At 38.4% G+C, this 15,469-nt stretch carries 10 protein-coding genes; 7 read left to right on the top strand and 3 right to left on the bottom strand.

The features are described 5' to 3' along the window. Positions 1-171 precede the first annotated feature (171 nt). The 7 genes from ACUTSE_RS13850 to ACUTSE_RS13820 all read left to right on the top strand — a co-directional run bounded on the left by ACUTSE_RS13850 (position 172) and on the right by ACUTSE_RS13820 (position 11,057). The gene (locus ACUTSE_RS13850; protein WP_445640660.1) at positions 172-1,527 is read left to right on the top strand and encodes an MATE family efflux transporter; all 1,356 of its coding nucleotides are present in this window, start codon (positions 172-174) and stop codon (positions 1,525-1,527) included. 48 nt (positions 1,528-1,575) lie between these two features. Further along, positions 1,576-2,295: a DUF6796 family protein gene (locus tag ACUTSE_RS13845; RefSeq protein WP_445640659.1), complete on the top strand. Its 720-nt coding sequence runs from the start codon at positions 1,576-1,578 to the stop codon at positions 2,293-2,295. A gap of 1,471 nt (positions 2,296-3,766) precedes the next feature. Further along, positions 3,767-6,127, top strand: a complete 2,361-nt coding sequence (locus ACUTSE_RS13840; protein ID WP_445640658.1) for a TonB-dependent receptor domain-containing protein — start codon at positions 3,767-3,769, stop codon at positions 6,125-6,127. Between the two features lie 12 nt (positions 6,128-6,139). After that, complete coding sequence (locus ACUTSE_RS13835) at positions 6,140-7,417, top strand: hypothetical protein (RefSeq protein ID WP_445640657.1); 1,278 nt, start codon at positions 6,140-6,142, stop codon at positions 7,415-7,417. Between the two features lie 4 nt (positions 7,418-7,421). Further along, positions 7,422-8,615 carry an alpha/beta hydrolase gene (locus ACUTSE_RS13830; RefSeq protein WP_445640656.1) on the top strand — a complete coding sequence of 398 codons (1,194 nt, stop codon included), beginning with the start codon at positions 7,422-7,424 and terminating at the stop codon, positions 8,613-8,615. A 2-nt stretch (positions 8,616-8,617) separates the two neighbouring features. Next, complete coding sequence (locus ACUTSE_RS13825) at positions 8,618-9,643, top strand: YncE family protein (protein WP_445640655.1); 1,026 nt, start codon at positions 8,618-8,620, stop codon at positions 9,641-9,643. A gap of 199 nt (positions 9,644-9,842) precedes the next feature. Further along, positions 9,843-11,057, top strand: a complete 1,215-nt coding sequence (locus ACUTSE_RS13820) for a hypothetical protein (RefSeq protein ID WP_445640654.1) — start codon at positions 9,843-9,845, stop codon at positions 11,055-11,057. A 157-nt stretch (positions 11,058-11,214) separates the two neighbouring features. Here ACUTSE_RS13820 and ACUTSE_RS13815 read toward each other — a convergent pair whose 3' ends face one another. The 3 genes from ACUTSE_RS13815 to ACUTSE_RS13805 all read right to left on the bottom strand — a co-directional run bounded on the left by ACUTSE_RS13815 (position 11,215) and on the right by ACUTSE_RS13805 (position 15,454). Further along, positions 11,215-13,110: a DUF349 domain-containing protein gene (locus tag ACUTSE_RS13815; protein WP_445640653.1), complete on the bottom strand. Its 1,896-nt coding sequence runs from the start codon at positions 13,108-13,110 to the stop codon at positions 11,215-11,217. Positions 13,111-13,247: 137 nt separating this feature from the next. Continuing rightward, positions 13,248-14,003 (bottom strand): shikimate dehydrogenase family protein, encoded by a 756-nt coding sequence (locus ACUTSE_RS13810; protein ID WP_445640652.1) that lies wholly within the window; start codon positions 14,001-14,003, stop codon positions 13,248-13,250. Positions 14,004-14,056: 53 nt separating this feature from the next. Continuing rightward, positions 14,057-15,454, bottom strand: coding sequence for a tetratricopeptide repeat protein (locus ACUTSE_RS13805; protein WP_445640651.1), 1,398 nt, complete (start codon positions 15,452-15,454; stop codon positions 14,057-14,059). Between the last annotated feature and the right edge of the window lie 15 nt (positions 15,455-15,469).

Raw genomic sequence — 15,469 nt, 5'->3', positions numbered from 1 at the left:
TCCGTATTTGAGACATGAGGCAAATATTCGCCCGTTATCTTTGCAAATATATCAATTGTTTAGAATGAATCTTAATAAGAAGGTGTTTTTTTCTAAAAAGGAAAAACATCAAGAACGAGAGGAGAAGCTAAGCAAGGGAAGAAAAGATACCTATCATTTAGATCAAAGAAGATGGACAAACAAAAAGAACTTATTTTAGAAGGGAAACTGCCCAAGGTGATGTGGCATTTGGCTTGGCCAGCAGTGGTCGCCATGGTTTTATATGGATTGAACAATTTTTTAGATGGCATTTTTGTAGGGCATCTAATTAGTAATACGGCACTGGCCGCTGTGGGAATTGCTTATCCTTTAGCGCAGTTTGCTCAAGGGTTTGGGACGTTGATTGGCACGGGAATTGGCTCTGCTATTAGTATTTGGATTGGAAGAAAGGATACCGTGAAATTAGAACAATCTATGGGAACGGTTAATTATCTTACGTTGCTTTTTTCTATTGTTTTAACGTTGCCATGTTATGTATTTGCTGAGGAATTGGTGTATATGATGGGAGGAAGAGGAGAGATCTTGACCTTGGGAGTGGAGTATTTCCGTGCGACAATTTTAGGTAGCTTTTTCTGGATTCACGGATTGGCCTTGAATATGATTATACGTGCAGAGGGAAGAATGAAAACCGCAGCTTGGATGATTGCTATAGGGCTCCTTGTCGATTTGGGGCTGAAGCCTATTTTTATTGATACGCTGGGTTGGGGGGTAGCAGGTGCTGCTTGGGCAACCAATATCTCCATGATGATTTATACGTTGCTAGGGGTGTGGTATTATGCTAGCGGAAAGGCTTCTTTTCGAACTAAATTCTGGTCCTTACAGCGCAAGACAGCTATCATCAAGGAAACCCTCTCTTTAGGAATGCCTGGTTTTATTATGATGGTGATGATTGTTATCCAAAACATTGTGGTATTCAATGCTTTGGCTAAGTATGGCAATGAGGCTGATATCACCTTTTTTACGGCAGTGAATCGATTTTATATTCTGTTGAATACTCCTTTATGGGGATTGATGCGTGCTTTACAACCGGTTACAGGTATGAACTATGGTGCCAAACAATACACGCGAAGTATCCAAGCCTATCGCTTGTTTTCGCTCGTCGGACTAGCCATCCTCTTGCCATTTTGGTTATTTGTGATGGTCTATCCTTCAGGGGTACTAGCCGTGATGATTCCACATACGGAATTCCTAGCACATCAGCTTTTCGATTTTCGAATTTATATGAGTGTACTACTCGTCTTGCCTTTTGTATTCCTGGCTATGGTTTGGTTTCCAGCCATTGAAGATGCAAACCCCGCCACGATTATTAGCTTGCTTCGTCAAGTGGTTTTCTATATTCCGATCATGTTACTTGTGCCTGGAATAATGGGAATCAGCAGTATTTACTGGGCTAGTGCAGCTATTGATTGGATCATTTTTGCACTTATTCTCTATGCGGTATCAAAAAGTGTAACGAAACTAAAATTAAAAAATACCTCTTCTAGGTAAGAGGGAATCTAGTATAAGAAGTATAACAAATTAATTATAATAATAAACATGAATTATTCAACTAAAATTAAGTGGTCTTTTGTTTCAGCTCTTCTAGCTTCTTTGCTTTGGGTTATTGGGGATATTCTAATCGTCGGGTTTTATGTCGATCCAGAGAAATACCCTTTATTTACAACTACGTATGCGAATGAGCTGGACTCAACATTGGCACTCTTGATGATTGAGGGCTCTACCCAACGCCTGATGTGGGGAGCGTTAATTGCTTCTATGTCTGCCTTTTTATTTCTTCCTGCCGTTTGGTTGGCTTACCAATTTTTTAAAGATAAATCGAAACCCTATGCGTGGATTACGTATTTTATCTTGGTGATTAGTGTGGTTTTAATGCCTTTAGGACATGCAGATTTTTTCTATAGCGGGGAACTGTTCAAAGCAATTTATCACACCGATGCGGTAGCACATCCGTACCTTATTGAAATGGCGTCTAGTTTTACTACAGTCCTATACATTGCTTGGGGAACGGCTATTGCCGTGTTGCTTTTGGGATGGTTGTTGTTTTCCATTTTTGTATTTGCAGGGAAAACAGTTCTACCTAAATGGGTTGGTTTTATCTCTCCAGTTTTTATGACGCTCTACCAACAACCGATTAAAATGATGCTACCTGATTCACTATTAAAATCGTGGATTAGCGCCGCTGGATTTAATATTGCTTACCTTATTTTCTTTGTTTTACTCTTTGTCTTTTTTAGAAGAACAAAGTTGGAAGAGTAGGTTTTTTTTGGGGGGTGAGGAGGTGTGAAGGTGAGGTTTGTGCTTTGTGAGTTTGTGAAATCGTGGGTTTTATCGATTAAAGAAGGAACTCTATTTTAATCGAAAATACTCTAATCAGTCACTCCGCTCTGTATGTCACCCCGACGCAGGAGGGGTCGCATCCTGCGCTCACGCCATACGGTGAGGAGGTGAGGTTCGTTCCTTGTGAGGTTTGCTCATCGCCTCACCTTCTCATCATCCATCCCTACCCGCAGTATGTCACCCCGACGCAGGAGGGGTCGCATTCCGCGCTCACGCCATACAGTGAGGCGATGTGAGGTTTACTCTTTGTGAGTTTGTGAAATCATAGGATTTATCGATTAAAGAAGGAACTCTATTTTAATCGAAAATACTCTAATCAGTGATTCCGCTCTGTATGTCACCCCGACGTAGGAGGGGTCGCATCCCGCGCTCACGCCATACAGTGAGGGTGGGGTGGTTTGTGCTTTGTAAGTTTGTGAAATCGTGGGTTTGATCGATTAAAGAGGATTGTTGCAAAAAATCCTTTTGCAAAAAAACAAAACCAATTTACTTAAAAGCCAAAACCTCTTTACAAAAGACAATTTACCTCCAACGTAAGTCAAATAAAGAGTGTCAAATGTTTGAAAAGGCTGTAAAAATAAAAGGTGTTTGAGCGTAGCGAGTTCTTTTATTTTCAGCCTTGAAAACTAATTTGACCTTTATTTGGGTTAGTTGAAGGGGTTTTTTGTTTCTTTTTTACCCTTTAAAAAAGAAAGGGGGGCTTTGTGAGGTTTGTGCTTTGTGAAGTTTTTGAAATCGTGGGTTTTATCGATTAAAGAAGGAACTCTATTTTAATCGAAAATACTCTAATCAGTCACTCCGCTCTGTATGTCACCCCGACGCAGGAGGGGTCGCATCTCGCGCTCACGCCATACGGTGAGGCGATGTGAGGTGTGTTTTTTCGTGAGGTTTGTGAAATCGTGGGTTTTATCGATTAAAGAGGATTGTTGCAAAAAGCTTTTTGCAAAAAGACAAAAAAACAAAACCAATTTACTTAAAAGCCAAAAACATCTTTACAAAAGACAATTTACCCCAACGTAAGTCAAATAAAGAGCGTCAAATGTTTGAAAAGGCTGTAAAAATAAAAGGTGTTTGTTCTTTGTGAGGTTTGTGCTTTGTGAAGTTTGTGAAATCGTAGGTTTTATCGATTAAAGAAGGAACTCTATTTTAATCGAAAATACTCTAATCAGTCACTCCGCTTTGTATGTCACCCCGACGTAGGAGGGGTCGCATTCCGCGCTCACGCCATACGGTGAGGCGATGTGAGGTTTACTCATTGCCACATCGTCCTACACCCTCTCACCACCTCACCCTCTCATCACCCCTTCAAATTATTATTTAGAATTATTCTTGTTAATAAACTTTTTTAGCATACTTTTGTCTTTATTTAAACTAAATATAAATAATAATAGTGTTACGCAAACTTTTTCTATACAGTTTATTAGTGCCTAGTAGTGCTTTATTTGCCCAGCATAAGGTGTCTTTGACGATTGAAAATCAAGAGCATCAACCTTTACAAGGTGCTGTATTGTACCTCAATCAAGTGACTTATACTTCGGATGCGTTGGGGCGTATTTTCCTGGAGGTTAAAGAAGAGCAAAAAGGCAATGCGATGGTGTATATAGAGGGATATGAACCCATGCAACAAACCCTAGACTTGTTTAATGGGAGTGCTCATACGTTGCGGCTAAGGAAGGAAGGAACTGTACTAGAGGATATTCAGATTGCGAAAGTAGCGGAACAGGAAGAAGTGAATCGCGACATTATGCGTGCTGTAGTGGTTGATACCAAGAGTCAAGTTTTGCGTTCTGCTTCTTTAAGTGAGTTAATGAATCGAACAACGGGCGTTCGCGTTAGAGAAAGTGGAGGTTTAGGAGGAGAAGCGAGTGTGAATCTTAATGGTTTTCAAGGACAGGCGATTCGCTATTTTAAAGATGGGATTCCCTTAAATTACCTCGGAAATGCTTATTCCCTTTCCAATATACCCCTCGATTTGTTGCAAAAAGTAGAAGTGTATAAAGGGGTAATTCCCGTTTATCTGGCTAGTGATGCATTAGGAGGTGCAATTAATTTGGTCTCTAATAGCAATCAAGCCAATACCTTACGAGCTTCTGTCGAGTACGGTTCTTTTAATACCGTGCGAACGGCAGTACGCGGTCATTACAACCTCAATGATCAATTTTATGTAGGAGGAGAGTTCTTCTCTAACTATTCCGATAACAACTATAAAATCGATACGCCAGATCCCGAATTGGCGAAAGAAACGGCGAAGGTTCGCTTATTTCACAACCGATACAGACAATATTACTCCAATGTATATCTTGGTGCAAAGCATTTAAAAATTGCAGATCTTTTGCAGTTTGATTTGAGTTATTACACCTTAGATAAACAAATTCAACATAGTCCGACAACCATGCTTACGCCTTTTGGAGGGATTGAGGATCGTCAACACAGCTGGGTGCCCACGTTGCGTTACAAGAAGAAATTCGCACAAGAAAAGCTTTCTGTCGATCAGTTTTTAGCCTATAATGTAGTAAAAAGTAGGGTAAATGATACGCTGCAAGGACGTTATACTTGGCTAGGGGAGTTTTCTCCTAGGGGATTTCGAGGGGAAGGAGACCACCCAACACAGGCTGAGATTGATATGACCTTTTTTACCAGTCGAACGTTGATTGGATTTCAATGGAGTAAAACCCAACAGTTGTGGTTTAATAATACCTATACCTATACAAAAAGAGTAGGTACAGATGAATACGGGAAGAAAATCGAAGATACTCAACAACCCATCATCGAAGTTCCTTCTTATTACAAAAAGAATGTTTGGGCTTTGGGCTTGACGAGTCAATGGTTTACCCAGCAATTGGAAACGACGTTTTTGTTGAAAAATTACAACTATACGAGCGAAGGACTCAATACTGCTTATCAAGTGGATTGGCGTACAAAAGATATACACGCTACAAGTAATACGGCTTGGGGATGGGCTATGGCAGCTAAATATCAAGTAAATGAAAAAATGAACGTGCGATTTTCTATTGAAAATGCACGTCGATTACCAGGTTACAGTGAACTTTTTGGTGATAATCTCTTTATTGCTTCAAATTTTGACTTAAAACCAGAACAGAGTTTAAACTTTAATCTAGGTATAGAAAAACAGTTTGGACGTTTGGATGCTAGCATACATGCCTTTTATCGTCAAACCAAAGATATCATCGTACTCACTGCGGGAAGTCCGCCTTTATCCCTTTTCGTGAATAAAGAACGTGCAGAAGGCTATGGATTTGAAGGAGATTTCTCTTTTGCTTTGACACCTGCTACAAAACTCTACAGCAATTTTACTTGGCAAAGTATTCGCTATGGCCGTTTCGATAATATAGCGGATCAATGGCTCAAAGGAAACCGTGTACCTAATATTCCCTATTTCTTTGCCAACCTTGGCGCCGAACATACGTTCAAGCAATTGTTTACCAAACAAGATGCTTTACTGTTGTATGCACACGTAAATTTTGTGCGTGAATTTTATATTCAACCCATAGATAAGTCAATGGAACCCAGTGGTTTTTTAGGTCTTTTCGGAAAGAGTAAAGGCGATGTGAAAAATGTGGTTCCCGATCAAACTTCTTTAACGGCTGGCTTGGTGTATGAATGGCCTGCTCAGGGCTGGTCATTGGGAGTAGAAGGAAGAAATCTATTGAATCAAGACTTATACGATTACTACAAAATCCAAAAAGCAGGTAGAAGTTTCTACCTGAAAATCAATTATAAACTTAATTAATCTATGCAAACAATGAAACGAATAGTATCCTTGGCTTTTATCTTGCCTTTCATTTTGACGGGATGTTCATCAGACGATACTACACCCAATAATCCTGAACCACCAGCAGGAAAAGAGGCACACTATTTCGTCATGACTTTGGCGGAAGGGAAAGGACCAATTAAAAATGGTTTTCTTAAAAGCTATCAAGATCTTCCGACTGGAAGTATCGATAATGCAACAGGCAATACTACCGCAGCTGGTGGAATGGGAGGATATCGCCAGTATGGTGAGCGTGTTTACCGTATGTTTGATGATAACAATGCCAGAAGTTTAGGGCAATTTATGTTTGATGATAAAGGATTTTATACAACAAAATCGATTGCTGTGGAACCTAAAATTGCAGGTTCTGGAAATTTCACTTTAACGAATGACAATCAAACGGGTTATTATTTTGAAGGAGCGAGCCCTACTGCAATTCAGATTTTTGACCCTATCACAATGGCTAAAAAAGGGCAATTGGGTGATTATGCGACTCAAATTCAAAAGCTAGAAACAGATTTACAATTGACAGGGGTGAATTTCCGTGCAATTGGACAACATTTCTTAGCTGTAAATGGCGATAAACTATATGCAGATATCACGTTTGGTAAAAATCAGGGGGCTCAAGGAGGTATGTTTGATGGAGTTGCTCCAGATGTACACCTTGCAGTGATTGATTTAAAATCAGGTGCTTGGATTGCTCATACAGCAGTGAAAAACACCGGTAATATCGCTTTTGTGGATGAAAATCCCCTATACTATTTTGATGAGAATAGAGACTTGTACTTGATTACACAGGGTGTTAAATCAGGTGGTTTAGGTGATCAATCGAAAATAGCGCGTATTAAAAATGGATCCAATCAAGTAGATGCTTCATGGGAATTAGACTTCAATACAATGTTTAACCAAGTAGCCTCAGGGAAATTCTCTACGATTTTTGTTGAAAAAGGGAAAATCATTACGCTAGTGAATGAGGTAACCTTAGCTGATCCTCAGTCTATCAACTTAACACCGATTTGGAAATACGTGGTGATTGACATTCAAACGAAAGCTGTTACACCTATTGCAATTGAAGGAGTAAACTTAGTAGAAACACCAGCTGCGGCATTGGGTGTTTCGAAAATTGACGCGAAACGCTTTATCCGTGTGGTGAGTGAATCCAAATTAGGGTTTTATGAGTTGTCGAGTGATTTCTTGACTGCAAAACCAGCAATTGCCATCGGAAAAGGAGGCAAACCTCAAGGATTATTTAAAGTGAATAGAAAGTAATAGAATGAAGATAAAGGTATTAGTATTAATACTTATAGGAATAATGACCATGAATGTACAGGCTCAAAAGGGATATACCATACAAATCGACCTTCAGGTTGATGTAAAGGCCCTTACCCAGGATGCAATTTATATTACGGGAAATTTCAATCGATGGAATCCCCAAGAAGAACGTTATATACTACAACCCAAACAAGGGAAAACAGGGGAGTATAGCATAACCTTACACGATATTCCAGCAGGTGTATTGGAATATAAATTTACCCGCGGTTCTTGGCAAACGTTGGAATGTTCTTCGCAAGGGCGATTGATTAATTTACACGATTATGTGATTGATCAAGATCAAACGCTTCAAGAAAAAATAGTGGCTTGGCGCGATCAATATCCAGCTTCTACGGCACCAGAGCAGCTCATTGTGTTGGAAAATTTTATTATGCCAGAGCTACACCGAACACGTGCGATTCGCATTTATCTGCCGAAGAATTATAAAACGGCACAACAGGCGTATCCCGTTTGGTATATGCACGACGGTCAAGATTTATTTGATGAAGCTAGTTCAGAAGGGCGATTAGGCCCTGTGGAATGGGGAATAGATGAAACGGTGGAACGTTTAGGAGATCAGTATATTATTGTGGGTATTGATCATGAATATGAGAAAAATAGAAGGGAAAAAGAATATGCTTTTTTCCCTACCATTCAAACGCCTATTGCCGAAGGAAAACAGTATTTGGCTTTTATCGTTCAGACCTTAAAACCTTATATCGATGCGAATTATCGCACCTTAAAAGATAAGGAACATACGGGTATTGCGGGTGGTTCTCTCGGTGGGTTAATCTCGCTTTATGGAGGATTGACCTATCCAACAGTATTCGGTAAAGTCGGTGTTTTTTCACCCTCACTTTGGCAAGATCAACAGCAAATACAAGCGTATATGGATGGCTTTACGGCAGAACATATTCAGCAGTTGCAAGAACAACACTATTTCTTTTATGCTGGTGGAAGAGAAAATCGAAAAATAGGGCAAGGCGAAGTGGTTCACATGGATCAAGATGTTCAAGCTTTTGTTCAACAAGTAGAAGCGCGTTTTCAATTGCGTAAAGAAGTTAAAATAGATCCTATGGGAAAACATGGCGCTTGGTATTGGCAACAAGCTTTCTCGTGGATGATAGAATTAAATAATCAATTAAATATCAAATAATTATGAAATGCAAAAAACAAATTACTTTGGCAGGTGCCTGCTTATTGGCGCTATCAACAACGGCATTTGCACAAACTATAGATAAAAGTCAGGCGGTTGGAAAAGGATTGTATGAATTGACTTACAACAGCGGTGATAACGGTGTTTATGTAGCTTCAGTTGTTGATTTCAAGAATAAAGAAGGAATCATTTACAAGTTGAATGGCAATACATTAGCCGTAGAAAAGGAAATTAATGTACAAGGAAATCCAGTGTTTGGTATCGCTGTGAATGAGAAAACACAAAAATTATACGGAACCAATACCATCACGAATGCAATTACCGTGGTAAACCTAAAAACGGGAGAGGTAAAAGTTATTCCAGGTACAAACGAAAAAGGGCACAACAGAGAAATTGCTATTGACGAAAGTACCAATACCATTTATGCTTCTGATACACAAGAAGAAGGAAAAATATGGGTAATTAACGGAAACAAAGATACCTTAGAAGGGTACATTGAAAATACGGGAATTTTCACTGCAGGTTTGGCTTTTGATCGTCAAACAAATAAGCTATACGTTACCAACATGGGAACGAATGAAGTTGCGATTATCGATCCAAAAACGAAAAAAGTAGTGAAGAAATTTGCTTCCGGAGGAGAGAGTCCAATCAATGTGGCTATTGATGAGGTTGGTCGAAGATTGTTTGTAACGAATTCTTCTACAGGACTTACCATTTTACATGCGGATTCAGGTGAGCTTTTAAAAGTAGTGAAGTTCAAAGGGGGGTCTTTAGGAGTAAAATATGCGCCAACAGCAAATAAGATTGTCCTAGCGAATAGAGAAAGCGGTAAAACAGCTATTGTAGATGGTAAATCATACGAGGTTGTAACAGAATTAGAAACAGGATCACATCCAAATACAGTAGCAGTTAATGTGAAAACAGGAACAGCGTATGTAACGAATAAAGCAAAACGTATGCCTAAAGAGGAAGGAAAAGAACTTCAAGTGGATACGAATGGAGATATTGTGAGTAAAATCCAATTGTAAGTTGAAACGTTAGATTTTAAATTGTAAAAGAGACTGCAGCTGCAGTCTCTTTTTATTTGTATCACAGAGACTGTATAGTACAAGTTTGCTTCGATTCAATAGGAGAAAGAGAAGAAAAGAACCAAGAAAAGAGCCCGAAAACTTTTACTTCCAACAGAAGAATCTTACCTTAGTAGAGGTTACTTTTTATGCCTAATTGATGAAGCCCATCCAGTATCGTATTTTGTTCGTTAATTTCTTAATAGCCGCTTTATTGGGGTTACTATTGAGGGGCGCTTTTGTTTTTCCAATCGAAGGAATGACTTTTTTATACGTCTTACACGGACATTCACACGTTGCGTTATTGGGATGGTTGTATCTCTTGGTTTATGTGCTGTTGGTTGATCAATTTGGCCTACAAAACCCCCGTGAAGAGCGCTTTTATCGCCGCTTATTTTGGGTAACACAGGTTGCTGTGCTGGGTATGGCCGTCACTTTTCCTTTTCAAGGCTATGCTGCGCCATCCATCTTCTTTTCCACCTTGCATATCATTTGCTCGTATTGCTTTGTCTATCGTTTATGGAGGTATCATCGCATAACAAATATACAACAAGCCATTTGGGTCAAAACGGCCTTGTTCTTTATGGTGTTTTCAACACTTGGAGTCTGGTTTTTAGGACCTGCGATTGGCATGATGGGAAAGGCAAGTGCCTTTTTTCAACTGTGCATTCAGTTTTTTCTGCATTTTCAGTTTGATGGCTGGTTCTTTACTGCTTTTATTGCGTTATTGCTTCCTCAATTCTTTCCTAAAGGAATGGAAAAGAAACCATTTCAGCGTTTTTATACGCTGTGGATTACTTCTGTTGTACTGACTTATGCTTTACCTGCCAGTTGGTATATAGCAGCACCTAGTCTGTATTATATCAATGGAGTAGGGGTTCTCTTGCAAACACTAGCGTTTGGCTATGGAATCAAACCGCTATACCAGCATTTGAAACGTGAAAAAATAAAGCAAGTCAAAGGCAATCAAGCGAATTATAACCTTGCTTTGGCTGTGTTTGTAGGAATCTGTCTAGTACTGCGTCTGCTTACGCAATTTGCCGTTTTAAATGAAGCCTTTGCTGGGGAGTTAAAGGGAATACGCAGCTGGATTGTTAGCTTTATTCACCTCAATATGCTTGGCCTTTTTACCGCTCTTGGTTTGCTCTTGCTGATTCAAAAAAGAAAACTAGCCCTTACAACTTGGACGAAGGTAGGAATATGCTGTTTGCTTTTGGGGTTTATTAGCACAGAAGGAATATTGGCTATACAAGGAGCACAGCAGTTCTTTCGATTTATGTGGATTGATGCAGCAACCATTTTTGCACTCTTATTTGGGTTTTCTATTTTCTTACCTGTTAGTGTTGTTTGTTTTTTAGTTCATCGCCCCAAATAGATTGTTTACTGTTCACGGTAAACCATTAACCATTAACTGTAAACTGTCCACCGTTAACCATCAACCATCGACTGTAAACTGTCCACCATAAACTGTCCACCGCCAACTGCAAACCATTAACCATAAAAAAAGCTGGTATAAAACCAGCTCCTTTTTATTATGCATCGAGATTTCTAATTTGTTGTAATTTATCTTGCCAGATTTTCAACTCATCTCTGTACTTCTCAATATTTTTATTTACTTCTTTTACCAGAGGATTGTCTTTCGTTGCATTAGAAACATACGCTAAGTTATTTTCTAATTGCAAGATTCCACTTGTAATTTCTTCAATTTTGCGCTGAATAAAGATAGCCTCTTGTTGTAATTTGCGCTTGTCATTTGATTCTAATAAATCATCCAATTTATTAGAGAATTTCATCGCTTCAGCTTCTCTTTTACTCAAACTCAACTTATCGAATAATACATCGAGGATTTTATTGAATTTCCCTTCAATAAAGCGCTTGTTATGTGGTACATTTCCAAGGCTTTTCCACGTATTAATCTTTTCTTTAATCGCTTCTAAATCTGCTTTGTGTTCACCAATCAAAGTGAAAGATTTCAACTCTTCTAAGAATTCCTTTTTCTTGTTGTAGTTTTCATTTCCTTCTTGGTTTTCGCTATTTCTAACGGTATGCAAACGATCAAAGTAATAATTACAAGCATCTTTGAAGTCTTTCCACAATTGGTCAGAGTATTTTCTTGGTACATGGCCAATTTTCTTCCAATCCTCTTGTATCTGCTTCATGATAGGAGTAACCTTATCGTATTCCTCACTATCCTTGTATTTTAAAGCCTTTTCAATTAGCGCAAGCTTCTCGTTGTAATTTCTCTGTTGAACTTTCTTTAAATCCTTGTAGAATTTATTCTTGTTTGCATTGAAGTTTCTCGTTGCCAATTTGAATAAGTTCCATACCTCTTCATTATTCTCTTGAGGTACTTTACCAATAGAGAAGAAGTGATTGCGAAGCTCTTCTACTTTTTTAATTTCTTTTTGCCATTGGCTATGAGACGTAATCTCTTGTCTGGATAAAAGGTCAATTTGACTAATAACATGAACTTTTAATCCCAAGTTTTCTTTCTCACCCTCGCGTAAGTTTTCGAATAATAGTTCGCGTTTATCGTGTAATTGCTTCGTTAAGTCACTGAATTTTTCCCAGATTTCCTCTCTGATTTCACGATCAACCGGACCAATTTCTTCTCTCCAAATACGGTGTAGGGTTTGAAGCTCTCTAAAAGCCTTGATCACATCATCTTCCTGAAGTAATTCTTCAGCACGTGTGATGATCTTTTGTTTTTGATCTAAATTGTATTTAAAATCTAAATCTCTTGATTCTCTATCTAGGTGTAATTGATCGTAGAAACGCTCAATGTGGAAGTGATAGTTATTCCAAACGTGATTGTATTTATCTTTTGGAATAGCCCCTGCATTTTTCCACTCGTCTCTTAGATCACCTAACAATTTAAGAGCATCGGCTTTATTTTCACTCGTATCAACAAGATCTTTGATTCGATCAATGATGTTGAGACGCTTGTTTAAATTTGTTGTTAAGTTGTTTTGCAATTCCTTATAATACGCATTTTTCTTCGTCTTAAAGTCATTGTAAAACGCATCAAAAGTAGCTTTTAAAGGGAGGTTATATTCAAAATCACTTGCATTTGCATCGGGATTCTTCTCCAAGAAGGCTTCTTTTTTCTCTTCTATTAAATCACTGTATTGTCTGTAGAATTCTTTCTTAATGTCTTCTACTAGATCTTTAATTGTTGTGATTTTATAGCCTTGAGTAAGCTTTTGCAACTCAGCAGTGAGTTGTTCCATATCAAGCTTTTCGTAGTCAAGGACGGTGATGTCATTTTTCTCATGTACATCATTGTCTTCCCCTTCTTCGGCATTTGATGCAGTAATGGAATCTAGAGCTTTCTCTCTTTCAGCAAGATGTGCAGAATTTGGCGTATTTGATTCCGGATTTTGTCCATCTGCTAGCTCGTGCAGGTTTTCATTCTTTTGTTCTAACATAGGTATAAAAATCTTATAATTAACAACAATAATCCTCGTTTAGGATATTTCTAATATTCTCAAATTTAATAAAAAATATCTAATGTAAGAGGAATTATTACGATTAATACGCAATAAATAATCTTGTTTTAGCGAATTTAATCTTGTTCAAATCGCTTAGACCATATTTTATACGCTTTTTCTGCCTGTAGAACTAACATTTCATGCCCATTTTTAGTGGTTGCTTGCTGTTCTGCCGCCAAACGCAAGAAAGTTGTTTGCGCCGGATTGTAAATCAAATCATAAACCAGATGCTGATTGGTCAAGTATTGGTACGGGATATTGGGCTTTGCCTCTACATCAGGGAAGGTCCCCAGTGGAGTTGTATTAATGATAACCGTATATTGCGTCAAGATGGCTTGTGTCAGTTCTTCATAGGTGAATTCCGTATCTTGCTTGGTACGGCTGACAAACTTATACGCAATCCCCAATTTAGCTAAAGCGTATTCGATAGCCTTACTAGCCCCACCTGTTCCTAGAATTAAGGCATGGGTATGTTGTTTTTTTAATAAGGGTTTTAGCGAATGATAAAAACCATACCAATCTGTATTATATCCCTTGAGCTTGTTTTTTCTCGTTATGCGAATCGTATTTACCGCACCAATGGCAGCCGCTTTTTTAGATAAGCTATCTAAATAGGGGATAATAGCCTGTTTATAGGGGATGGTGACATTCAGTCCCTTCAGGTTGTCAAAACGCTCTAAAATGTCGCTAAATTCACTGATTTTAGCAAGGTCAAAGTTGCTGTACTGACTATCTGTGAGCTGAAGTTGTTTGAATTTCTCAGTAAAATATTCTTGAGAAAATGAATAAGCAATGTCTTTCCCAATTAAACCGTATTGTTTCTTAATCATAGCGTATGGTATTAAAATGAAACAGCTATTCACGGAAATGAATAGCTATTTTCTTATGGGGTGTAATCTTTAATGGCTTGTTGTAAGAGGGGATTCTCCCATTGTGCAGGGAATAAAGTCTCAATGATAGATACTTTGTCAAAATCCGCAGTAAACCCTTTCGCTAACCAAGCTAGTGCTTCCTCATTTTGGTGTGTGGCGAAATAATAGACCGCTAAGCGATAGTAAATCTCCACAGCATGGGGATGGGTTTCTTCAATTTGCAACAGTTTATCAATGGCGCTTTCATACTCTTCTAAAAGATAGAGAATATCTGCCCAATCCATCCAGTAATCGAGGATGTATTCTCCAAGTTCAGTAGCCTTGCGGTACCCAACTTCTGCTTCTTTGAATTGCAGTAAATTGCGGTTTAATACCGCATAGCGAATCCAATAGCGCTCGTTTAATTCATCAATATTAATAGCCTTTTGTAAGGTTACCAATGCTTTGTCAAATTGATTCTCTTTGATATAAATATCCGTTAAAGCAATCCATCCTTTGTCTAACATCGGATCTTCATGCACGGTTTTCTTGTAATATTGAATCGCTAAAGGGAAGTTGTTTAAGGCTTCATAACAGATTCCAATACGCAATAATACATAAGACGAAGGAGCGTCTAGCTCTAGCGTAATCATATAGTTATCAATAGCCTCTTGGTATTGCTGTAGCTTTTCGAGCGATTTTCCCTTTTCTAAGTAAGCACCCAAGAATTGCTCGTCAATCAGCGTTGCATAGCTGAAAGCCCAAACGGCTTTGTCGTAATTCTTTTGTGCGTAGTATTGTCTTCCCAGTTGATGCCATGCAATCTCACTGTACGGATTCTTATCAATAAAAGAATTCAAATAGGTGATTGCTGCTTCGTTTTCATTTAAGAAATCAAAACAATAGATGATGTTATATAAGGTTGATTGATCCTCATCGTCATTTTCTAAACAAAGAATAAAACTTTGTTTGGCCTTTTCAATTTCGTCAATAAACAAATACTCCATACCCAAAAGGGAATAGATATCCGCTAAGTCTTCGGTAATGGTTAACGCTTTCTCTAGGGCTTTAATCGCTTCTAGGTGGTTTCCTTTTTTAGAGTATATACTCGCTCTGTGAATGTAAACCTCGTCGTTTTGAGGTTCTACTTGTTCTATTTCATCTAGCAGACGATCGGCTGCTTCTAATTTATTTTGAAAAATTAATATTTCGACTTCAACGAGTTTTAAACCGATTGAAGTAGGGTGTTGGTCCAAAGCTAATTTTAATGCTTTCTTGGCCAAGTTGATTTTACCTGAATCCAGGTAATGAAGTATGATATTCTCAAATTCTTCAGAATCAAAAAACAAAATCTTATTCGTTTTGAGCATTGACTCAAAACGAGCAAGTGATAAGTTGTTTTCTTCTTCTTCGTTTTTATTGAAATCCATTGCTTTTTATTAGTG

Source organism: Myroides sp. TSA_177.3, from assembly GCF_052691955.1.
This window is presented reverse-complemented; position numbering and strand designations above follow the sequence as displayed.